The sequence below is a fragment of the Dialister invisus DSM 15470 genome (assembly GCF_000160055.1).
Classification (GTDB): domain Bacteria; phylum Bacillota; class Negativicutes; order Veillonellales; family Dialisteraceae; genus Dialister; species Dialister invisus.
The window spans coordinates 973830-996035 of sequence record NZ_GG698602.1 but is presented as its reverse complement, the minus strand read 5'-3'; the positions used below and the strand labels follow the sequence as shown (position 1 = coordinate 996035).

18 protein-coding genes, 1 tRNA gene and 1 pseudogene are annotated in these 22206 nt (G+C 47.6%); 18 read left to right on the top strand and 2 right to left on the bottom strand.

What is annotated here, in order from left to right; translation table 11 throughout:
- The first annotated feature begins 247 nt into the window (after positions 1-247).
- From GCWU000321_RS04920 to GCWU000321_RS04895, 6 genes are all read left to right on the top strand, one after another.
- On the top strand, positions 248-2380 hold the full coding sequence (locus tag GCWU000321_RS04920) for a TonB-dependent siderophore receptor (protein WP_007069995.1): 2133 nt from the start codon (positions 248-250) through the stop codon (positions 2378-2380).
- Positions 2381-2464: 84 nt separating this feature from the next.
- Positions 2465-3484: a FecCD family ABC transporter permease gene (locus GCWU000321_RS04915; protein ID WP_007069994.1), complete on the top strand. Its 1020-nt coding sequence runs from the start codon at positions 2465-2467 to the stop codon at positions 3482-3484.
- Entirely contained in the window at positions 3481-4251 is a 771-nt protein-coding gene (locus GCWU000321_RS04910) for an ABC transporter ATP-binding protein (RefSeq protein ID WP_007069993.1), read from the top strand. Before GCWU000321_RS04915 ends, GCWU000321_RS04910 begins: the two co-directional genes overlap by 4 nt.
- The gene (locus tag GCWU000321_RS04905; RefSeq protein ID WP_007069992.1) at positions 4248-5264 is read left to right on the top strand and encodes a FecCD family ABC transporter permease; all 1017 of its coding nucleotides are present in this window, start codon (positions 4248-4250) and stop codon (positions 5262-5264) included. Before GCWU000321_RS04910 ends, GCWU000321_RS04905 begins: the two co-directional genes overlap by 4 nt.
- Positions 5261-6265 (top strand): ABC transporter substrate-binding protein, encoded by a 1005-nt coding sequence (locus tag GCWU000321_RS04900; protein WP_007069991.1) that lies wholly within the window; start codon positions 5261-5263, stop codon positions 6263-6265. The genes GCWU000321_RS04905 and GCWU000321_RS04900 overlap by 4 nt, the downstream gene beginning before the upstream one ends.
- Before the next feature lie 85 nt (positions 6266-6350).
- A complete protein-coding gene (locus tag GCWU000321_RS04895; protein ID WP_040381311.1) occupies positions 6351-8516 on the top strand; it encodes a TonB-dependent receptor in 2166 nt (721 codons plus the stop codon).
- Positions 8517-9146: 630 nt separating this feature from the next.
- Here GCWU000321_RS04895 and tnpA read toward each other — a convergent pair.
- Positions 9147-9604, bottom strand: a pseudogene (gene tnpA / locus GCWU000321_RS04890) (IS200/IS605 family transposase).
- A 329-nt stretch (positions 9605-9933) separates the two neighbouring features.
- Positions 9934-10009, bottom strand: a tRNA-Ala gene (locus GCWU000321_RS04885).
- A gap of 457 nt (positions 10010-10466) precedes the next feature.
- Here GCWU000321_RS04885 and GCWU000321_RS04880 point away from each other — a divergent pair.
- The 12 genes from GCWU000321_RS04880 to GCWU000321_RS04825 all read left to right on the top strand — a co-directional run bounded on the left by GCWU000321_RS04880 (position 10467) and on the right by GCWU000321_RS04825 (position 21791).
- A complete protein-coding gene (locus GCWU000321_RS04880) occupies positions 10467-10844 on the top strand; it encodes a type II toxin-antitoxin system HicB family antitoxin (protein WP_040381308.1) in 378 nt (125 codons plus the stop codon).
- A gap of 220 nt (positions 10845-11064) precedes the next feature.
- Positions 11065-11706: a site-2 protease family protein gene (locus tag GCWU000321_RS04875; protein ID WP_007069986.1), complete on the top strand. Its 642-nt coding sequence runs from the start codon at positions 11065-11067 to the stop codon at positions 11704-11706.
- A 16-nt stretch (positions 11707-11722) separates the two neighbouring features.
- The gene (locus GCWU000321_RS04870) at positions 11723-12379 is read left to right on the top strand and encodes a trimeric intracellular cation channel family protein (protein WP_007069985.1); all 657 of its coding nucleotides are present in this window, start codon (positions 11723-11725) and stop codon (positions 12377-12379) included.
- A gap of 93 nt (positions 12380-12472) precedes the next feature.
- On the top strand, positions 12473-13693 hold the full coding sequence (locus GCWU000321_RS04865) for an O-antigen ligase family protein (RefSeq protein WP_156777741.1): 1221 nt from the start codon (positions 12473-12475) through the stop codon (positions 13691-13693).
- 298 nt (positions 13694-13991) lie between these two features.
- Positions 13992-15548: a succinate CoA transferase gene (locus tag GCWU000321_RS04860; protein WP_040381306.1), complete on the top strand. Its 1557-nt coding sequence runs from the start codon at positions 13992-13994 to the stop codon at positions 15546-15548.
- Positions 15549-15829: 281 nt separating this feature from the next.
- Positions 15830-17476 carry an acyl-CoA mutase large subunit family protein gene (locus GCWU000321_RS04855; protein ID WP_007069982.1) on the top strand — a complete coding sequence of 549 codons (1647 nt, stop codon included), beginning with the start codon at positions 15830-15832 and terminating at the stop codon, positions 17474-17476.
- Between the two features lie 30 nt (positions 17477-17506).
- Complete coding sequence (locus GCWU000321_RS04850; RefSeq protein WP_007069981.1) at positions 17507-17899, top strand: cobalamin B12-binding domain-containing protein; 393 nt, start codon at positions 17507-17509, stop codon at positions 17897-17899.
- A 102-nt stretch (positions 17900-18001) separates the two neighbouring features.
- Positions 18002-18940 (top strand): methylmalonyl Co-A mutase-associated GTPase MeaB, encoded by a 939-nt coding sequence (gene meaB / locus GCWU000321_RS04845; RefSeq protein ID WP_007069980.1) that lies wholly within the window; start codon positions 18002-18004, stop codon positions 18938-18940.
- Between the two features lie 18 nt (positions 18941-18958).
- Entirely contained in the window at positions 18959-19396 is a 438-nt protein-coding gene (locus GCWU000321_RS04840) for a VOC family protein (RefSeq protein WP_007069979.1), read from the top strand.
- 73 nt (positions 19397-19469) lie between these two features.
- Entirely contained in the window at positions 19470-20999 is a 1530-nt protein-coding gene (mmdA, locus tag GCWU000321_RS04835; protein WP_007069978.1) for a methylmalonyl-CoA decarboxylase subunit alpha, read from the top strand.
- Between the two features lie 42 nt (positions 21000-21041).
- Positions 21042-21344, top strand: a complete 303-nt coding sequence (locus GCWU000321_RS04830) for a hypothetical protein (protein ID WP_007069977.1) — start codon at positions 21042-21044, stop codon at positions 21342-21344.
- Positions 21345-21380: 36 nt separating this feature from the next.
- Positions 21381-21791, top strand: coding sequence for a biotin/lipoyl-containing protein (locus GCWU000321_RS04825; protein ID WP_007069976.1), 411 nt, complete (start codon positions 21381-21383; stop codon positions 21789-21791).
- Positions 21792-22206 lie beyond the last annotated feature (415 nt).

Here is a 22206-nt window from a genome sequence, read left to right as displayed (position 1 = left end):
GTGCAGTTTATATTTGAAATAAAATCAATTACAAAAATATTTCATGAAAATAAATACAAAATTGATTAACTATAATTAAAGTAGTAGTATGTAATTATTAATGCTTCATGCTGTTTTGTGGATGCTGGCGGGTCATATACGCAGGGCGCGGTGGAAATGGAAACAGGGATACATTTTTTATCGCGCCGCAGAGACCTTATAGAGCAGCAAAAAAGCACAATCAGTTGTTCTGTCTGAGGAGGAAAAGATGAAAAAGGGAAAGATTCTTGCAGCGCTTGCGGCAATCATGATGGTATCCGGGGCAAATGTGCCAATTATGGCGGAGGTAAGCCAGCTGGATGAGGTGGTCGTAGAAGCGGACCGCTACCGCCAGAACGGAAATGAAAGTGTTATTAAACCATTGGGGGTTGTAGCGGACCAGGTCCAGAATGTAGGGCTCTTAGGAGAAAAGGATGCCTTGGAGACACCTTTTAACAGCATGACATTGACGCGGAAAGATTTGGATTATTTCGGAAGCCCTGAAAAAGGACCGACAGACATGCTTACCTTGAATCCTGCCGTGAGAGATGCTTCGAGTAATCTTTACAATGATGTTTCTATCCGCGGTTTTAACCTGAACGGGCATAATATGTATTTGAACGGTATACAGGGGATGCTTGACCAGCAGCACGCTGCCGATATTTATATTGATAAGGCAACAGTAATAGCCGGTCCGAATCTTGGTATTGTAGGGACGCCGAACCGTGAAAACTTAGGGGGTACTATTCTGTTTACTTCCAAAAAGGCGCAGGCGGAACCGAACCTCGATCTGACTTTGGCTTATCAGGGCGGGAAATCATTTAAAGAAGCTGTTGATTTCGGTACCCGCCTCGGACATAATCAGCGCTGGGGTATCCGTGTCATGGCGGATAATATACAGGGAGAAACGGCAATTGACGGAGACAAACTGACGCAGCGGGATTTCTTCGTGAATATTGACCAGAAAACAAAAAAGAGCAAGACAAATCTGCTTATCGGATATAATTATGCAGATCAGAAAGGGGCGCAGTTTACCTGGAATTTCAATGAATATAATCAGCCTAAGGGAAGCCGCCTGCCCAAGGCGCCTGATAACGGACGCAGCTATTTGCCGGAGTGGACAAATAATGAATATGATAACTGGATTGCCACATTGAATCATGAGCAGATATTAAGTGATCATACCACGGCATTCTTTAATGCAGGATATCATCGCGAAGACTGGTATGGCTACCAGTATGGCACGCCGCGTCTTCAAAATGCGAACGGGGATTATACTGTTCATTCGGAAAACTATCCGCTGGCAGTAACAACGAAGTATTTCGGCGGCGGCATCAAAGGTAAGTTTAATCTGGGCTTGACAAAGCATAACTATGTATTAAGCGCGGATCGGATGATGTATGACAACTATGGCGGAACGAATAAGAAATGGGGCAATAACGGTGAAATCCTTCTGCGCGGGAATATGTATACCGGATATATGGATGATTCACAGTATTATATGTATCCTCATGAACAAGGAAGTGCGCCGTGGAGTTCTTCCCAGTTTGTTACGGGATGGCATATATCGGATGATATTTCCATGTTTGATGACAGATTAAATATGATTGTTGGACTTCATGGGCATCATGCAAAACAAATCAAGAAGAATGGGGAGAATAAAAAATATCATGGCGTAAATCCCACATTCGGCCTGAATTATAAAATTTCGGACAATTTCTCTGTATACGCCAGTCATGCTGAAGATTTTATGATCGGCCGTGTTGTGGGCGCCGGATATAAAAACTCCGGAGAAACATTGGATCCCGGCAAGACAAAACAGAATGAATTCGGTTTTAAATATAAAGTGGGGGATATGCTCCATACTTTAAGCTTCTTTAAGATCGAACAGCCCAACTTCGGAAGGACAGAAGATAATTATTACGGTATTTTCGGCAAACAGAAGAATAAAGGCTTTGAATATGCTTTCTCCGGCGCGCTTGGCAGGAAGCTTGATTTAATCGGCGGTATTGCTTATGTCGACGCTAAACAGGCAGGGACGGGAAAGAAAGCAAACGGAGTGCCGAAATGGTCCGGTACGGCGGCTCTCATTTATAAGCCGACAGAACGGCTGAATATTCTTGGACGGGCGACTTATCAGGGATCATCCTGGATTATCAATGAAAAGTACAAAGTACCGTCTCATGTTCTTTTCGATCTGGGTGCAACGTATGAGGCTGATGTCCGCAATACGCCGATTACTTTTAAGGTGATGCTTTATAACGTATTTGGGAAAGATTATTGGAGTGCCCGCGCGGGGAACAGTACTGTCGTACTCGGTACGCCTCGTACGTTCATGCTCTCCGCCACTCTTCATTTGTAAAATGTGCAGAGGCGGAACGGCCTGAATTTCTTTTGAGGGAATTAATACTTGGGTGTCAGTTGTTTTGGGAATAAGGAGAATCGTATGCAGTACAGAAAATATCTGTCCGTCAGCGGACTGGCGGTGATTGCCGTTTCTGTACTGCTTTTTTCATGCCTTGCAGGATTGATGCTCGGATATATTCCGTTGTCTTTTCCCGAAGTGCTTGGCGCGCTGACAGGATGTGACGGAGCGGCAGCAGATATAGTCCGTGATCTCCGATTGCCCCGGATCCTCCTCTCGGCAACCGCCGGGATGGGACTTGCACTTTCCGGTGTCGTTATGCAGGCGATGTTCAGAAATCCGATGGCAAGTCCTTACATTATGGGTATCTCTTCAGGAGCCTCACTGGGTGCTGTTGCTGCCGTGTTTTTGGGAATCGGCTCGGCTTGGGGCGCAGGTGGTGTCGGACTGGGTGCTTTTGCAGGTGCTTTGTTGATGTCTGTCATACTTGCAGGGGTTATTGGAAAGAAAAGCGGTACGTCTTATATTCTTATCGCAGGAGTGGCGCTTGGCGCTGTCTGCAGCGGAATTACGGGCGTGATTATTTATTCGGGCGCAGCGTCTTCCGGCATAGATGTGACGCTGTACTGGATGATGGGAAGTGTTGCTTTTGCCAAGACGGATCACGCCGTTTTTCTTTTAATGATTGTCATTGCCATATCCGCTTTTTTCCTCCGGCAGTCGCGGATACTGAATCTGATGCTTCTCGGAAGGGAAGGGACATTGCCCTTGGGCAGGGACCTGATGCCCTTCTTTCGGCTGTATATATTAGTCAATGCACTTTTGGTGGGATGTATCGTGATGGAGGCGGGGCTCATCGGCTTTGTCGGGCTGGTGGTTCCCCATTTCGTGAGATCCTTTATAGGGGCAGATCATAAAAAGCTGGTGCCCTTAGCTGTTTTATGCGGAGGTATTCTCACGGTGTGGGCGGATATTCTTGGACGGGTCCTTGTCACGGGAGCTGATGTACCCCTGGGGGTCACTTTGGGACTGATTGGTGCGCCGCTTTTTATTTATATGCAAGTCCGGAAATCCTATAACTTTGGAAAGGAGCCGTCATGAATATCTGTGTCCGCCATCTTTTTGCGGGATATGGAAATAAAAAGGTATTGGAAGATGTGGATATTTCTTTTCCATCCGATCAATTGACCGGCTTAATCGGGCCGAATGGGAGCGGAAAGAGTACACTGCTGAAATGTATCTATCGTGTTATGAAACCTTCGGCAGGACAGATTTTCGTGGGAGATAAAAATATAGGGAAGCTTTCCTATAAAGAAAGCGCGAAACAAATCGCTGTCTTGGCACAGCATCATGGGACGGGTTTTGATTTGAGCGTGGAAGATGTCGTCCTTATGGGGCGTACTCCATACAAAGGCATTGCGGAAGGGGACAATGTGGAAGACATTGCCATAGCCGAAAGATCCATGGAAGAGACCGGCGTGGCTGACATGGGCAGCCTCAGTTTCATACAACTTTCCGGCGGCGAGCAGCAGCGTGTCATGCTGGCACGGGCTTTGACCCAGGAAACATCCTGTCTGATTCTTGATGAACCGACCAACCATTTGGATATAACCTACCAGCTGCAGATCATGGACTTGATTACATCAAGAAATATGACAGTCATTGCCGCTATCCATGATTTGAATATTGCTGCCATGTACTGTGACCATATCGTGGCACTGCAAAATGGAAAAATAATAGCGCAAGGAACTCCACAGGAAGTTCTTACAAAAGAGAACATAAAGGCTCTTTACCATGTGAATGCGGAAATTCTTATGAGAGCGGACGGCCGTCCTGCTATTATTTATGAAAGAGGAGACAAACGATGAAAGGGAAGCTCCGCACAGCAGGGTGGTCGATTGTGTTTCTTGCACTGTCGTTTCTGTCGCTTAGCTGGGGAACGGTGGAAATTACGCCGGGGGAAGCGCTGGTCTATACATGGCAGGCAGTCCTTGGTGTTGAGAGCGGGAGTATTTCTTCCGATGTAGTACAGTACTTACGCCTTCCCCATTTTATCCTTGCTTTTGCTGTTGGATGGGGACTTGCTCTTTGCGGGACCGTCATGCAGGCTGTCATGAGGAACCCTTTGGCCGATCCTTATCTGCTGGGCATATCCTCAGGGGCTGGGCTTGGTGCGGTCATTGCCATGGCGCTGGGCGCCGATGCTTACTTGGGGGTACATGGTGTAAGTATGTGCGCCTTCTTGGGGGCTGTGGGAATTTCTTTAGCTATCCTTTTTGTTGCTTCTGCGGCGGGAAAAGGGGACAGCCTGACACTGCTTCTTGTGGGCTTTGCCATGAATGCTCTCTGCTCCGCGGCACTTAGTTTTATTATCCAGGCTATGGCGGATACTCATAAAACAAAGTCGGTCCAGTTTTGGCTGATGGGAAATATTATGGCGGACAGCTGGACGGATATCGGGATCTTGGCAGGCATTATTGCGGCAGGAAGTATTTTCTTTATGGGACAGAGAAGAATTCTTGACCTCATGCTTATCGGTGATGAGCTTTCCCTCAGTATGGGAAGGAATCTGGCGGTATACAGGAAAATATATATACTGGTTGTTGCCGTTTTAGTGGGCTCTATCGTTTACGTGGCGGGCATGGTCGGTTTTATCGGCCTTATCATTCCCCACATGGTAAGGATGGCGGCGGGAAGCGGGCACAAATCCCTTATTCCTTTGGCGGGCCTTGCAGGTGGCTGTTTCATGGCGTGGGCTGATGTATTGGGACGCAACCTTATAAATGGTACAGAACTCCCTGTCGGAATCATGGCTGCAGTCTGCGGCGCACCTTTCTTTGCATGGCTGCTTCTTGGCGGGAAGTATGGAGGCCGGCCATGAAGAAATGGATGGCGGTTACAGGCTGCATACTCCTTTTGTCAGGCTGCGCAGCAGATCCGGAGCAGGAAAAATCAGGGATACCCATTACCAATATTCAAGTGGAAAACTACTTTAACTTAGGCGAGAATGTGCAGTATTTTTCAAAAGTACCTTCCCGTGTATTGGTCATCGGGGCATCACAGACGGAGACACTTTTGGATATGGGTGTGGAAGATTCAATCCTGTGGGCGGTGAAATACGAAGATGATAAGAAGTATCCGATCAAAGACTGCAACCAGGCTGCTTTTCAGCGATTGAATTTCCTGCCGCGGCAGCAAGTGACGATGGAACGTGTACTGAATCTCGCGCCGGATTTGATTATTTCAGAAGAATCGTGGTTTTCAAAAAATCGTTTGGGAAGCACAGAGTATTGGAACGCAAAAGGTATCCATACTTTGGTGTCTCTGAATACAACCGGACCAGCCAAAACAAATCAGCCGGAAACCGTGGAGAAAGAAATAAAATACATCCGAGATTTGGGAGCGGTTTACCATAAAGAAGAGCAAGCGGAAAAGATTGTAACGGCAACGAGGGTGCGGTTTGAAGAAGTCCGGCAAAAAGTAAAAGGGCAAAAACCGCCGAAAGTCATGATTCTGGACTTGCTTTCCTCGACGATTTCCTATGGAAGAAATAAAATCGCCGGAGACATTGCGTCAAAACTTGGGGGCATTGTCCCGAATACAACTGCCGCTGTCAGCGATGAATTGATTATAAAAGAAAATCCGGACATTGTTTTTGTTATTACTTATGATGATGCGGAAACACGCCTGGCGCGTCTCAGAAATAAAAAAGCTTTCAGTCATCTGAATTTTGTCCGCAGCGGCCGGATTTATGAAATGCCCTTGAAGTACGCTTACGGCCCGATGACAAGGGTCATCGATTCGGCAGGATATATGGCGGGGCTGATGTACCCGGGGCAGTTTGATTTCCCTAAAGAATACGATTTTCACCCCCACGATTAAGTAAGACGTGCAGGAAAGGCAGGTGTTGCGGGGGATTTATTTCATCGTACAGTTATTTGTCGGTAAAAAGAGGAGAGATGGTAAGATGAAAAAGAAACTGTTGGCTATTGCCGTTGCTGCGGCTGCCGGTGCGGCTTTATGCGGGATTACCGCTGATGCTGCTGTTTATCAATTGGATGAAATCATCGTGAATGGGGATAAGTATACCGATGATACCATTATGCCCGGGGGCAAGACGGACCGCCGTATCCACTTCGGCCTGTATGGGAATATGGATCTCATGGACGTTCCGGCCAATATTGCTTCTTATACAGAAAAGACGATTAAGCAGAACTATATTCCTGCCCGTACGTTCATGAATACGGTGACCAATAATCCGTCCATCATGGTCGGCGGTGCTTCTACCAATAATAATGTGGAACTTCAAATCCGCGGCAGTGCTTTCAATACCCACGATATGACAATGGATGGACTTCCCGGCATGATGGCCATGGGGATCATTCCCATGAACTGGGTGGAAAAAATTGACGTGGTCACAGGACCGAACATCGTTCTCAGCGGCACCGGCATCAATCAGAGTGTTTCAGGATATATCAATTTTGTTCCTAAAATCGCAAAAGATAAACCGATTCTTGCTATTTCAGAAACATATTCCAGCCACAGACTGTTCAATCATGCCATCGACTGGGGACAGCGTTTCGGCGATGATCATCGTTACGGTATTCGGATCAATGCGGAAAGATACAGCGGAACCACCAGTTTCTCGAATGAGACGCTTCATGGAAACGATCTTTACATTCATTTTGACCAGAGAACAAAATCAAGCAATACGTCCGTCATGTATGGACATGACCATGTCATTAACCATGGTATGCCGGAAGTTTTGAACGTGATTAACAACTGGGGCGGCACCGTGACAAAACTGCCGGATCCGTCAAAAGTGGTTGAAAACTTTATGCCGACATGGTCAGATCTTTCCCACCAGCGCCACGTGTACACGCTTTCCCATGAACAGCAGCTGAATGGACATGTCACTTTCTATCTGAAAGGGGGCTATGAAAAACTGAGCTGGCCGGGCTACTACGATCAGAAACCGGTACTTCTCAATGATGCCGGCGATTACAACTTCGGCAAATGGGGATTTGGGAGTGCCCAGGACAGCAAATGGTCACGCCGCTCCCTCACTACGGGCTTCCTGTTTAACATAGATACACCATCGGTCAGCCACAAAATCAATTTTGGCTTTGAAATGCTTTCCAATGGCTGGTACTATATGAACGCCTCTGCCAAACGTTCGAAGCCTGAAGGAAATATTTATACAGGCATCTGGAAAGTTAATGATGGTGCCCCGATGCTCAGCAGCGGACCGTGGTACATCAGCAGCCGCAAAATTAACCGGAGCCTTATCCTGACAGATACCATCTCCGCGATGGATGGAAACCTCCGTGTCATCTTGGGGGCCCGCCGCCAGAATATCCAGACGAAGTCTTTCAGTACATCAGGCGCTTTGACAAAGAAATACGACAAGACGAAGACATCCCCCACCGTCGGCGTACTGTACAAACTGACACCGACCTTATCGGTGTATGGAAACTATTCGGAAGGACTTACTACCTTGTCCATACCGAGCGGGACGAAGAATGAGAAAGAAGTCCTGCCGCCGGTGCAGACAAAGCAATATGAATTCGGCCTGAAGAAAGACTTTAAAGATTGGGTGACGACGCTGTCCTTCTTCCATATCAAACAGCCGACCGGCATCACCAACTCCGACAACTACTATGTACTGGACGGTGAAACAAGGAACCGCGGCGTGGAATGGAATATTAGCGGCAAAGTTTCTTCAAACTTGACTCTTACCGGCGGCCTCATGCTCCTCGATGCGAAATACAAAAGAACCCAGAATGGTGCCAATGACGGCAACCGTGTTCATGGTACGCCTAAACTGAATGCCACCTTGGCGCTCAATTGGGACACCCCGGTAAAAGGACTCTCTATTAATGGACGTGTTGTCCATTTCGGCAAATCCTATGCGGATACGGGAAATAAAGTGAACGTATCCTCATGGACAAGATTTGATCTGGGCGCCACATACGATACCGAGTTGGCAAAGATACCCACCACCTTCTCCTTCAATGCGTATAACCTGTTTGACAGAAAATACTGGTCGACGGCTACGACCGTGTGGGCGGACGGCATGGTCATGCTGAACCCCGGCCGGACATACATCCTGTCCGCGACGATGCATTTCTGAAATAATTTTTCTGGACGATACCGGGTAAAACAAAAAGGAACGATACCATCGTATAGATGAGGTATTGTTCCTTTTTAGCGTCTATACAAAAAAGAACGCATCGCAAGTAACGGGACCTTTTTTATTGTGATATAGATGATTGAGATCGAACCGGCTAAGTAGGGAACCGATTCTAAAGGAGCGAAGCGACGCATAGAATCGAGTGAGTCACTTACTGTGGTGAGGGGAAAGAATAAAAAGAACCACATCGAACAGATGTGGTGGATTAAATACGTGGTGGAGATAAGCGGGATCGAACCGGTTAAGTAGGGAACCGATTCCAAAGGAACAAAGTGACGCATGAAATCGAGTGAGTCACTTATTGCGGTGAGGGGAAAGAATAAAAAGAACCACATCGAACAGATGTGGTGGATTAAATACGTGGTGGAGATAAGCTGGATCGAACCGGTTAAGTAGGGAACCGATTCCAAAGGAATGAAATGACGCATGGAATCGAGTGAGTCACTTACTGCGGTGAGGGGAATGAATAAAGAGAAACCCACCGGCATAGCCGGTGGTTCTTCTTATGCGGCCCAAGGGCCTATCTTACCAGCGGCGCGTCTACGCGCTTGCGGCCTGTTCACTTGCATCCTACTTCTTGCTACCCGTAAACGGGTCTTCAAAATTCAATGTTAATTCCTCACTCATTGCATCTTCTTTTAACTGGTTTTCTATATATCTTTCTATCACTTTCTCTTGTTTCCCCACCGTACTCACATAGTATCCTCTACACCAAAACTGTCTATTCCTATACTTATACTTCATGTTTCCCCATTTCTCATATATCATTAAGCTGCTTTTCCCTTTCAAGAATCCCATAAATCCTGAGATGCTATACTTTGGCGGTATTTCTAACATCATATGTATATGATCTGGACAAGCTTCAGCCGATAATACAGTTACTCCTTTCCATTTACAAAGTTCACGTAGTATTTGTCCTATTTCATATCTTTTCTGTCCATAAAATACCTTCCTCCGATATTTAGGGGCAAATACTACGTGATACTTACAATCCATTTTGTATGTGCTAAACTATGTTCATATGACATGTTGAAAAGCCTCCTTCTATTAATTAAAACTGCAGTTTACAGGCCGCAATTTTATATTAATACTTAGGAGGCTTTTTTATATCAAAGACTCAACGCTAAAGCTCAACTGAACCCCTGGTCTAACCAGGGGTTTTCTTTTTTCAAAAAGAACCACATCGGACAGATGTGGTGGATTAAATACGTGGTGGAGATAAGCGGGATCGAACCGGTTAAGTAGGGAACCGATTTCAAAGGAACAAAGTGACGCATGAAATCGAGTGAGTCACTTATTGCGGTGAGGGGAATGAATAAAAAGAACCACATCGGACAGATGTGGTGGATTAAATACGTGGTGGAGATAAGCGGGATCGAACCGCTGACCTTTTGAATGCCATTCAAACGCTCTCCCAGCTGAGCTATACCCCCATGCTTTTCAAATTATAGCAAAGGGGACGGTGCTATGCAATAGAAATAAAAGAAATGAGGAGTTTATTCTGTTAATCTATTAACCGGGGTTATATATCCTACAACAGCTGGAACGGGCTCGGAAGTTCCGCTATGCCAGGCAGATACTTCATGGTCGGAACGAAGTATAAATTCTGATCTGTTTTTGAAAATAGAATTACACGAAACGCGTCATGCTTCGGCGGGCGCGTTTTTACATGCGGCTTTTTTTATAAGGAATAGAAGAGAAATTCCTGTTTTGCACACAAAGTTTTTCAGATTTTTGATGAAATATTTTAGATTTTTAGTAAAATTTGGAGAAAATAATCAATTTTTTTAAGATTTGCTATTGGCAGCAGGCAATAAAATGTATTACAATAAAACAAAATAATAAGAAAATGTTTACGCAATGGTGCAGGTGGGTGAAAAGAGGAATCTGATGAAGTATTTTTATCCGGCCATTTTTACCTTGGATAGAAAAAAGAATGAATTCCGCGCGGTGTTTCCTGATTTGACAGGGTGTGCCGTGAAAGCGGAATCTATGGCGGAGGCTGCGCGGAAAGCGCGGGAAGCTCTCGGTATGGCTCTTATGGAACTGGAAGAAAAGGGAATCGAGTTTCCGGCGGCTTCTGATGAATGTGTTCTTCAGCGTGCTTATCCCTGCTGCCAGGTGGGCGTGGTGCTTTTGGATATGGATGTGTACCGCGCATATCGCGAGTATCGGATGGAACAGGCGGAATTGGATTCTGCTGAATGGGCGGAGAAATCTAAACGCCGCCGCCTTACACTGTTTCAGAAAGTTTTTGGAGGCAGATAGAAAAACGGAAGAGGCCTGTGCGGGTCTCTTTTTTGTGTCTGCTGCCATTTTCGTGCAGCAAGGAGGAAAATGAATCGGTCAGTCATCCTTGTATACTATTTTGAAATCAGGTTATAATAATCACATTGAATTTCAGTCGGCCGAAGGGCCGTTTTGAAATAAGACCGCGGCAGATATTTAAAACAGCAGTTTGTTGAAATTGATTTCATAAAGGAGTCTTATGTCTGATTTTCTTGATTGGAGTACTTTGATTTACCGTGCGCCGGCGCTTTTGATTGCCATGGCGCTTCATGAATATGCCCATGCGTATGTATCGGACAGTCTGGGGGATCCCACGCCGTCCATGCAGGGGCGGCTTACGGCGAATCCTCTGGTTCACTTGGATATGGTGGGGCTTATGCTTCTTGTAATCTGCGGTTTCGGCTGGGCAAAACCGGTGGAGATCAATCCGAATTATTATAAGAATTTCAGAAGCGGCGTGATGAAGGTTTCTTTTGCCGGGCCGGGGATGAATCTGCTTATTTGTTTTCTGGCGGAGTGCATTATGCTGCTGATGATGAAGCTCGGGCTTTTAACGGCGGGGCAGCCGGGGCATTTATTTCTTTATTGGATTATGCTGTACAATGTGTGGTTCGCATTTTTTAATTTGATTCCCGTGCCGCCGCTGGACGGCTCCAAAATTTTGGAAATGGTGCTTCCCGGCAAATTGGCTTTTGCGTTCCACAATTTCAGTTACCGTTACAGTTTCCTTCTTTTACTGTTCCTGGTTTTCAGCGGCATGATAGGACGGATTATTAATCCGCTGGCGCAGTTTTATACGGGAACGACGATCCGCCTGATTGCTTCCGTGCTGCAGATGTAATGCGGAAAGGTGCGGTATGTCTTTAACGTGGGCGGTTTTTGAAATACTGGGGACTGTGGCATTTGCTTTTTCCGGAGCGGCTGTAGGACTGGCAAGGGGAATGGATGTTTTCGGCATTGCGCTCTTGTCTGTGGTGACGGCAGTGGGAGGCGGTATCCTCCGCGATGTGCTGGCGGGTATATTTCCGCCTTTTGCCCTGCGCGGGCCGGATGGGATCATATTTGCCCTCATGACGGCGGCAGCGGTGTGTATCGGTTTCCGGCATTTCCATATACCCCGCCGGGGACGGAAACTTGTCCTTTTTGCTTATCGTGTTTCCGATACGGCAGGTCTTGCCGCTTTCACGGTGACCGGCGCGATGACGGCGATTGACAGTTATCCCGGCTACCGGTATGTGCTTCCCGTTCTGCTTGGGCTCATTACGGCGGTGGGAGGCGGTATTCTCCGTGACGTGCTGGCGCAGAAAGTCCCGGTGGTGTTGTATGAAGATGTGTATGCCATGGCTTCGGTCGTCGGAGGTATCGTTATATGCGTCCTGTATCCGCTCACGGGGATTGTATATGCGTCATGGGGCGGATTTGGCGCGGTTCTTCTTCTCCGTGTCTGCGCAATCATTTTCGGGTGGAGGCTCTATCATCCCGTAAGGATACACGGCGGCGGGGAGCGGGAATAAAAGCCGGCAGATCGTTTTTGATCACCTGACAGCCGGTAAGAGTATTTTCATGATTTCTATAAACAGTGAAATAAGAGGAGGAGGCTTATGGTGATGGGGAGATGGATTTGCAGTGAACGGAATATTCTTATCTGTCTTTATCTGACGATATTTCTCCTGCCTCTAAGCTCCTGGCTTTTTTACTTTGCCCTTGTTCCGGCGGCATTGCTTTCTATGGGGGACATATTCCTTACGAAGCGGAAGGTCAATTATGGCGGCAAGTGGGGATGGTTTGGCGGGGGCTTTTTAATTTGTTCTTTTTTATCTGTGTTTAATGCGCCGGACAAATTCTTTTCCATTTTTAACTGGTGCTTTCTGCCCCTGGCGTATGCGTTTTTTTATGTGCTTATCTCTACATACCTTGCGGGAGAGGATGGAAAGAAGAAAGCGCTTTATGTCTTTTTGGCGGGTGCCGTCTGCGTTGTCATCTGGGGATTTATACAGTATGCCGATGCGGGATGCATGGCGAGAGACCTGAATGCCGAAGGATGGGTGGATCCTGAGAGGTTTCCTCTTCTGCGGCGGCGCATGTTTTCCACCTTGGGGAATCCGAATCTTTTCGGCGCCTACCTTTTGATGCTTATCAGTGTGTTTGCGCCTTTTGCTCTGGGGGAAAAAAATAATAAGAGAAAAATACTGTTTGCCGGATTTCTTTTTGTTCTTTCCGTATGCCTGGCACTGACCTATTCCCGGGGGGCATGGATCAGTCTGGCAGGGATAGTTTTAGGCCTTGCGGTCTTTTATGATAAGCGGTTCGGTCTGGTGTTTCTGGCGGTGCCTCTTATTTTATTTTTTTACCATGGACAGGTGGCGGAGCGTTTCATTTCTCTTTTTTCCGGCGAGGATACATCGCTTTCACTTCGCCTGGCTTTGTGGGAAAGTACGATCGCCATGATTGAGGAACATCCTCTGCTTGGAATCGGCTGGGGAAGCTACTGGCTGGCTTATCCGGAATACAACTTTTTTATAGAGGACGCGAGTGTCGTTATTTTCCACGCCCATGATATGTACCTCCATATCCCTGCGGAAGTGGGCATTCCCGGCGGCATTTTGTACTTCCTTTTCTTCTTCGGGCAAGGGGTGATGTCATGGCGGATTTGGCGCAGAGGAGTGGGCGTTATGAAACTTTTCGGGTTGTCGGGCATGCTTCTTGTCTTGTCGGCAGCCATAGACGGGATCGGAGATTATGCGCTTTTCAGCTGCCCGGTTTCCTGCTGCTTCTGGGCGTTGTCTGCGCTTTGTGTTTCAGAAGAAAGACGGGGCGCGGCAGGGTAAATCAATTATGCGGATCCAAGTACATATAAAAATGTATTTGTCCAATAGGAAAAATTTATAATCCCTGTTAGGGAATTTTGAGAAAGGATAAGCATTCTTTATGGAACTTTATCCGTAAAAGTATGCTATAATAAACAAGGTAATGAGCCACGGAGGGTTGTTTTACAGCGCCTTCATTCCGAACTGTTTTGATGAAGTTTGGAGGGGACTACCGGGCTGAAGGTTCTGCGGACTGAGAAAAATAACGAATCGTCACCGCGGGCTTTTATATTTTATTTATTTTGGGAGGATGATAGTAATGATCGACATCAATGACAGTGAATTCCTTAGCCGTATCGAGCCTAAAGAACTGCTGGACAAAGTATGCGACGGCAAAACGGCAGCAGCCATGATCCAGCCGGGGGATATCCTGGGGATCAGCGGATTCACACCGTGCGGCTATCCGAAAATCACGATGCATGAACTGGCTGAACGTATGAAGCAGACACCGTTCCAGGTAGATGTCTGGACGGGTGCTTCCACAGGTTCCCAGATCGATACCGAACTGGTGGCAGTAAACGGTATCAGAAACCGTATGCCCTATCAGACAAACGCCAATCTGAGAAAAGCAATCAATGCCGGCCAGATCAACTATTTCGACCTGCATCTCAGCCATGTGGCGCAGCAGATCCGTGAAGGTTTCTTCACCAATGTTAAGGGAGAACATGTAACCGGTCCGGATTTTGCGGTCATTGAAGCCTGCAAGATCGTTAACAGAGACGGTGAAATCGGTATCGTACCCACGACCGCCATCGGCAATTCTCCTGTATTCGTATCCCAGGGTAAAAAAGTCATCATCGAAGTGAATACCACCCAGCCGGTAGCGCTGGACGGCATGGCTGATATTTATGAAGTGGCGAATCCGCCCCACCGTGTGCCGATTCCGATCGTTAAAGCCGGTGACCGTATCGGCAAGACCTACATCCCGGTAGATTCGGCAAAGATTGTTGCTATTGTTCCCTGTGATCTGCCCGATGTTACCCGCGCCTTGGCTCCGCTTGATGACGACGCTGAAAAAATGGGCAACAATCTGGTTGATTTCCTGAAGAATGAAGTAAAACATGGAAGACTTCCGGAAAACCTGCTTCCTCTCCAGTCCGGCGTAGGCAATGTGGCAAACGCGGTAATCAACGGCCTTGTCCATTCCGATTTCAAGAATCTGTCTGTGTATACGGAAGTTATCCAGGACGGCATGTTCGACCTGATTGATGAAGGCAAGATCGATATGATTTCCGGGACATCCCTGTCCCCGTCCCCGGATGGACTGAAACGCTTCCATGCCAATATTGAAAAATACAGCAAGAAGATCATCCTCCGTCCGCAGGAAATTTCCAATAACGGCGAAGTAGCCCGCCGCATCGGTGTAGTGGCTATGAATACCGCTTTGGAAATGGATATTTACGGTCATGTAAACTCCACGCATGTAACCGGTACCAAGTTGATGAACGGTATCGGCGGTTCCGGAGACTTTGCCCGCAACGGTGCTCTGTCCTGCTTCTTCTGCCACAGTGTGGCTAAGGGAGGCGCTATCTCTGCCGTTGTTCCGATGTGTTCTCATGTTGATCACACCGAACATGACACCCATGTATTCATTTCTGAACAGGGTGTGGCAGATGTCCGCGGCCTGTCACCGAAGGAAAGAGCAAAGGTAATCATTAATAATGTCGCCCACCCGACTTTCCGTGACCAGCTGATGGATTACTTTGAAAGAGCATGTGCGCTCAACGGCAACAGCCAGACCCCGCATATTCTCTCTGAAGCATTCAAGTTCCATACCAGCCTTGCTGAAACAGGCTCCATGCTTTTTAAAAAATAATTTTCCCATAATACATTCTTTACAAAAAGCATGATTGTTATATAATTGTCTATGGTGATAACTGCTGAGAGCAGAATCATACATGGATCTCGCAAGAGTTCCTCCGCTGTGGTGACAAGACATAATGCGGCATCACAGCAAGAGGCTTTGCGGATCCATACCAATGAAAGCGATTGTCTGCGAAATACAGATGAGAAGAGCCTAAAAGCCGCAATCTGACATTTCTGCCAAGGATGAGACCTTTCCCAATTTTACTTATTTTTTAGGAGGAAGATGAACTTATGGCAAACGAATCCCTGAAAGCCAAACTCGAAGCATACGAAGCTGCTTGCGCTAAATCTTACGCAAAGACTCCGGAAAGAGTTGGTTTAAAACACAATAAGGTGTATACACCTCTTGATATCGAAGGTTTTGATTATGAAAGAGACCTCGGCATCCCGGGCGAATATCCGTATACCCGCGGCGTACAGCCGACCATGTACCGCGGCCGTCTCTGGACTATGCGTATGTATGCAGGCTTCGCTACCGCTGAAGAATCCAACAAGCGTTATCGTTACCTGATTGAAAACGGCGGTTCCGGCCTGTCCTGCGCATTTGACCTTCCGACCCAGATCGGCTATGACTCTGATGACAAAATGGCTATCGGTGAAATCGGCAAGGTAGGTGTAGCCATTGATACCCTGAAAGATATGGAAATCCTTTTCGACCATATTGATCTGGGCAAGGTTTCTACATCCATGACCATCAACGCACCGGCATCTGTACTGCTGGCTATGTACATTGCAGTCGCTGAAAAGCAGGGCGTACCGGCTGATCAGCTCCGCGGCACTATCCAGAATGATATTCTGAAAGAATACGCAGCCCGCGGAACCTATATTTTCCCGGTTAAACCGTCTATGCGTCTGATTACCAACATTTTTGAATACTGCTCCAAGAATGTACCGAAGTGGAACACCATTTCCATCTCCGGCTACCATATCCGTGAAGCAGGTTCCACCGCTGCTCAGGAAATCGCTTTTACCATCGCTGATGGTATCGCTTACATCGAAGCAGCTCTGAAAGCAGGCATGAAGATCGACGACTTCGCAGGCCGTCTGTCCTTCTTCTGGAACGCTCACAACAACGTACTTGAAGAAGTTGCTAAATTCCGTGCATCCCGTCGTCTCTGGGCTACGATTCTGAAAGAACGTTTCCATGCTCAGAACCCGAAGTCCATGAAACTGCGTTTCCATACCCAGACAGCCGGCTCCATGCTGACAGCTCAGCAGCCGAACAACAACATCGTTCGTGTTGCTCTCCAGACAGCAGCGGCAGTTATGGGCGGAACACAGTCCCTGCATACCAACTCCCGCGATGAAGCTCTTGCTCTGCCGACCACTGAATCCGTAACCATCGCTCTGCGTACACAGCAGATCGTTGCTTATGAATCCGGTCTGGCTGACGTAGTCGATCCGCTGGGCGGCTCCTATTATGTAGAAGCTATGACCAACGCCATCGAAGCGGAAGCTAAAGAATACATCCGCAAGATTGATGAAATGGGCGGCGCTGTTGAAGCTATCGATAAAGGTTATATCCAGAAAGAAATCCAGGATTCTGCTTATGCTTGGCAGATGGCTGTTGAATCCGGCGAAAGAACAATTGTCGGCGTCAACAAGTTCACTATGGAAGAAGCTCCGGTTGAAGGCCTCCTGAAGGTTGACGCATCCGCCGGCGAATTCCAGAAGAACAAACTGGCTAAAGTTAAGGCAGAACGTGATAACGCAAAGGTTAAGGAAGAACTGGCCAAGCTGGAAGTTGCAGCTGCTGACGAATCCGTCAACCTGATGCCTGTTATCCTTGACTGCGTACGTGCTTACTGCTCTCTCGGCGAAATTTGCGGCGTTCTCCGCAAAGTATTCGGCGAATACAAAGCACATAACACACTTTAATCCTAACTAAAATTCTGGAGGTATATAACTATGGCAGAAAAACGTATCAGAGTACTCGTTGCTAAACCGGGTCTTGATGGACATGATCGCGGTGCAAAAGTAGTTGCCCGCGCACTTCGCGATGCAGGTATGGAAGTTATTTACACAGGTCTTCGCCAGACTGTCGCTCAGATCGTTGAAGCGGCAGATGCGGAAGACGTTAATGTTGTAGCACTGAGCCTTTTGTCCGGCGCTCACAACACCCTGTTCCCGGAAGTGGTAGAAGCACTGAAAGCTAAAGGAATGGAAGATGTTCTCGTTATCGGCGGCGGCGTAATCCCTGCCGGTGACATCCCTGGTTTGAAAAAGGCCGGCGTAAAAGCTATCTTTACACCTGGCACACCGACCAAGGAAATTATCGACTTTATCAAAGCTAACGTATAATTGACATTCTCTTCTATCCAATAGAAGCTCGATAGTTGCACGGGGCTGCATTTGCTGTAGCCCCATGCCGCTATTATTTACTCTTAAAAAGGCGGTGTATCCATGGAATTCTCAATGAAAAATTTTTGGGACGGTTCCAGACGTGCCTTAGCGAGAGCAATAACCATCGTTGAAGACGAACGTGATGGCTGGGAAGATATCATGAAAGAAATCTACCACCATACCGGTCGTGCACAGGTCATCGGCATCACTGGTGCACCTGGTGCGGGTAAGAGCACACTTTCAGACGCGCTGATTAAACAGTACAGAAAACAGGGCAAGAAAGTCGGTATTGTGGCTATCGATCCGACTTCTCCATTCTCCGGCGGTGCTATCCTTGGCGACCGTATCAGAATGAATGACCTCACACTGGACGAAGGTGTATATATCCGCAGTATGGGTACCCGCGGCAGTCTTGGCGGTTTGTCCAGAAAGACTACCGATGCGGTAAAACTGATGGATGCTTTCGGTCTCGATGTCATTTTCATCGAAACAGTAGGCGTAGGGCAGTCAGAAGTAGATATCGTCAAGAATGCGGATACAACACTCGTTGTGCTCGTACCCGGACTGGGTGACGATATTCAGGCTATTAAGGCAGGCATCCTTGAAATCGGGGATGTATTCTGCATTAATAAATGTGATCGTGACGGCGCGGACCGTCTGAATGTTGAAATCGAAATGATGCTTGATTTGGGTGAAGCCCAAAACTGGCGTCCTCCTATTGAAAGGACGATTGCAAACAAGGACGAAGGCGTCGCGGACGTTGTCAAATCTCTTAATTCTCATCGTAAATATCTTGAAGAATCCGGCTTGCTGGAAGAACGCAGACGTGAACGCGCCCGCACTGAGATGGTAGAGATGATTCACGACCGCATTTCCCGTCATGTTATGGAAGATATCGTACAGACGGGTAAATTTGCTGACTACGTAGAACAAGTCTATGAAAGAGAAAATGATCCTTTCACAGTCGTTGATTCTATCGTGGGAAATATATTTAAATAATTCAAAGGAGGAATTATTATGGCATTCAAAGTATTATGTGTAGACCATGTCGGCGTAGCTGTTAATGATCTGGCGCTGATCAAGAAGCAGATGAAAGATCTGCTGAACCTTGAACCATCCCTTCCGGATGAAACGGTAGAAGAACAGCATGTAACGACAAGCTTCTTCAAACCGTCCGCACAGAGCGAAGCATGCGAACTGGAATTCCTGGGTTCCACAACTCCGGACGGCCCGATTGCCCGCTATATCGCTAAGAACGGCGGCAAGAACGGTTTCCAGCATGTAGCTCTCCGCGTAGACAACATTGTCGAAGCGCTTGCTGCACTTCCGGAAGACGCAAAGCTTGACAAGCATTGGAGAGTTGGTGCTGGCGGCTGCCACATCGCATTTATGCACCCGAAAGCTACCGGCCTTCTGCTGGAACTGACCGAACGCCCCGGCGGCCCGTCTTTCTAATAGCATAAGGATCGGTCCCTATGCTATAATAGGGACGTCCCGGTAAGGGACCAATATTTTTGGAGGTGTAAGAATGGCAACTGTTGCAGAAAGAATTGAACTTCTTCACAATAACCTCGCACACGTAGAGGCTATGGGTGGAGAAAAGAAAGTTGAAAAACAGCATGCAAAAGGCAAACTGACAGCCCGCGAAAGACTTGCTCTTCTGTTTGATGAAGGCTCTTTTGTAGAAGTCAATGCGCTTGTTAAGTCCCGCTGCTACAACTTCGGCCAGGAGAAGAAAGATCTCCCCGGCGAAGGTGTCGTTACCGGTTATGGTACTGTAGACGGAAGACTCGTATTCGCATTTGCCCAGGACTTCACGGTAGAAGGCGGCTCCCTTGGTGAAATGCACGCTGCGAAAATTGTTCACGTAAACGAACTGGCTCTTAAAGTCGGTGCTCCTTGCGTAGGCCTGAATGATTCCGGCGGAGCCCGTATCCAGGAAGCAGTAGATGCTCTTTCCGGCTATGGCAAGATTTTCTGGTGCAATACCATTGCATCCGGCGTTATTCCTCAGATTTCCGCAATTATGGGACCGTCTGCAGGCGGCGCCGTATATTCTCCGGCACTGACCGACTTCATCTACATGGTAAAAGGCACCTCTCAGATGTTCCTGACAGGACCGGCAGTAGTTGAATCCGTAACCGGCGAAAAGATTACCGCTGAAGCTCTCGGCGGCGCTATGACCCATAACCGTACATCCGGTGTGGCCCAGTTTGCAGCTGAAAATGACGAAGACTGCATTAAACAGATTCGTTACCTGCTTTCCTTCCTGCCGAGCAACAACATGGAAGACGCGCCGATTGTTGAAACCGGAGATGATCCGACCCGTACAGATGCAAGTCTGGATACCATTATGCCGGAAAACTCCAATGCACCGTACGATATGTACGATGTCATCAAATCCATCGTTGATAACGGCGAGTACTACGACGTAGCTAAGGAATGGGCTAAGAACATCATTACCTGCTTCTGCCGTATGGATGGACAGACTGTCGGCATTATTGCCAACCAGCCAAACTTCATGGCAGGCTGCCTTGACTATAATGCTTCCGATAAAGGAGCCCGTTTCATTCGTTTCTGCGACTGCTTCAATATTCCGGTTCTGAACATTGTCGACGTTCCCGGCTTCCTGCCCGGCAAGCAGCAGGAATATGCGGGTGTAATCCGTCACGGTGCTAAGATGCTGTTCGCATACTGCGAAGCAACTGTACCGAAGATTACCCTGATTCTCCGTAAAGCATACGGCGGTTCTTACATCGCCATGTGCTCCCGTGAACAGGGTGCTGACCAAGTATTTGCATGGCCGACCGCAGAAATCGCCGTTATGGGACCTGCCGGCGCAGCAAATATCATTTTCAAGAAGGATCCGCAGAAAGAACAGCGTACACAGGAGTATGTTGATGAATTTGCAACTCCTTACAAAGCTGCAGAACGCGGCTATGTAGACGCAGTTATTGATCCGAGAAACTCTCGTCCGGTAGTTATCAATGCTCTGAAGATGCTTGCTTCCAAACATGAAGTACATCCGGCTAAGAAACACGGAAACATTCCGCTGTAATATGTATTTACACATTGATAATATTTGAAAGGATGGGTTTGGATGAATAACGATACAGTTATGTATATCGCGGTAGCAGCTGCCGTTCTGGCAGTCATTGCCCTGATCATGATCTGCCAAGTACGTTCATCTCTCAATCAGTCCGCAGCACCGGCGGCAGCGGCTAAAAAAGCGGCGCCGGCGGCAGCTTCGAGAGCCGCTGATAATGGTGCTGTTGTAGCAGCCATTGCAGCAGCAATCGTTGCTATGGGCGGCGGTGAAATCATTTCTATCCGCCCGGCAGCAAGACCTGGCTGGACCACAGGCGCCCGCATTGCAGGTGTTTCCGGAAACCAGCAGTTCTAATTGAAAGTTGAAAGTACAAAATTAGGAGGAAGAACAATGAGAAAATTTACCGTAACAGTTAACGGCCAGGATTACGATGTAGTAGTTAAAGACAGCGGCGCAGCAGCAGCACCCGCAGCAGCAGCACCGGCGGCAGCTCCCGCACCGGCAGCAGCTCCCGCACCGGCGGCAGCTCCGGCTCCGGCACCCGCTCCAGCAGCAGCTCCCGCACCGGCAGCAGCACCCGCCGGCGCAGGTGAAGTCGTAGAAGCTCCGATGCCGGGCAAAGTCCTGCGTATCAATAAACACGTTGGTGACGCAGTAGCGGCAGGCGACGAAGTTCTCGTTCTCGAAGCTATGAAGATGGGCAACCCGATCATGGCTCCCTGCGATGGCAAGATTACCGGTATGCCGGTCAGCGAAGGCCAGAGCGTACAGGGCGGCGACACACTCTTTACAGTTGGCTGATTCTAATTACAAAAAGCAGTGCTTCGGCACTGCTTTTTTGCTGTTTAATTTTGTGAACGGGATAATGGATTTCATTAAAGGCAAAAAGAGATTTTTAGAGATTCCTGGATTGCAGATATCATATTAAAGTGCAGGTACTATTCATCTTTGTAAGGAGGTGGGGAAGAATCTGACTATAATGATGAGCAGTATTTCTGCTTACTTGATGAGTATAGAGAACCCGAAACAGTCGGGCATACAGAATAGGTTGTTTTGCATTATGAGATGCCGGAAGAATTTTTTGATTGTGTTTTAAGGGCTCCGGTCGTAATAGAATTATGCAATAAGTCATCTGCTAAACTGCTGAATATTGATTTGTATCTGCTTATACAGCAGCTGCATGGAGAGGTGGTATTGAGGCGGTTCCGGAGATGCC

Excerpts from the sequence above, each read along its gene's own strand:
- GCWU000321_RS04915 (WP_007069994.1), top strand. The coding sequence starts at position 2,465 with ATGCAGTACAGAAAATATCTGTCCGTCAGCGGACTGGCGGTGATTGCC.
- GCWU000321_RS04920 (WP_007069995.1), top strand. The coding sequence starts at position 248 with ATGAAAAAGGGAAAGATTCTTGCAGCGCTTGCGGCAATCATGATGGTA.
- GCWU000321_RS04855 (WP_007069982.1), top strand. The coding sequence starts at position 15,830 with ATGGCAAACGAATCCCTGAAAGCCAAACTCGAAGCATACGAAGCTGCT.
- GCWU000321_RS04840 (WP_007069979.1), top strand. The coding sequence starts at position 18,959 with ATGGCATTCAAAGTATTATGTGTAGACCATGTCGGCGTAGCTGTTAAT.
- GCWU000321_RS04850 (WP_007069981.1), top strand. The coding sequence starts at position 17,507 with ATGGCAGAAAAACGTATCAGAGTACTCGTTGCTAAACCGGGTCTTGAT.
- GCWU000321_RS04880 (WP_040381308.1), top strand. The coding sequence starts at position 10,467 with ATGAAGTATTTTTATCCGGCCATTTTTACCTTGGATAGAAAAAAGAAT.
- GCWU000321_RS04875 (WP_007069986.1), top strand. The coding sequence starts at position 11,065 with ATGTCTGATTTTCTTGATTGGAGTACTTTGATTTACCGTGCGCCGGCG.
- GCWU000321_RS04865 (WP_156777741.1), top strand. The coding sequence starts at position 12,473 with ATGGGGAGATGGATTTGCAGTGAACGGAATATTCTTATCTGTCTTTAT.
- GCWU000321_RS04910 (WP_007069993.1), top strand. The coding sequence starts at position 3,481 with ATGAATATCTGTGTCCGCCATCTTTTTGCGGGATATGGAAATAAAAAG.
- GCWU000321_RS04870 (WP_007069985.1), top strand. The coding sequence starts at position 11,723 with ATGTCTTTAACGTGGGCGGTTTTTGAAATACTGGGGACTGTGGCATTT.
- mmdA (WP_007069978.1), top strand. The coding sequence starts at position 19,470 with ATGGCAACTGTTGCAGAAAGAATTGAACTTCTTCACAATAACCTCGCA.
- GCWU000321_RS04830 (WP_007069977.1), top strand. The coding sequence starts at position 21,042 with ATGAATAACGATACAGTTATGTATATCGCGGTAGCAGCTGCCGTTCTG.
- GCWU000321_RS04895 (WP_040381311.1), top strand. The coding sequence starts at position 6,351 with ATGAAAAAGAAACTGTTGGCTATTGCCGTTGCTGCGGCTGCCGGTGCG.
- GCWU000321_RS04900 (WP_007069991.1), top strand. The coding sequence starts at position 5,261 with ATGAAGAAATGGATGGCGGTTACAGGCTGCATACTCCTTTTGTCAGGC.
- GCWU000321_RS04860 (WP_040381306.1), top strand. The coding sequence starts at position 13,992 with ATGATCGACATCAATGACAGTGAATTCCTTAGCCGTATCGAGCCTAAA.
- meaB (WP_007069980.1), top strand. The coding sequence starts at position 18,002 with ATGGAATTCTCAATGAAAAATTTTTGGGACGGTTCCAGACGTGCCTTA.
- GCWU000321_RS04825 (WP_007069976.1), top strand. The coding sequence starts at position 21,381 with ATGAGAAAATTTACCGTAACAGTTAACGGCCAGGATTACGATGTAGTA.
- GCWU000321_RS04905 (WP_007069992.1), top strand. The coding sequence starts at position 4,248 with ATGAAAGGGAAGCTCCGCACAGCAGGGTGGTCGATTGTGTTTCTTGCA.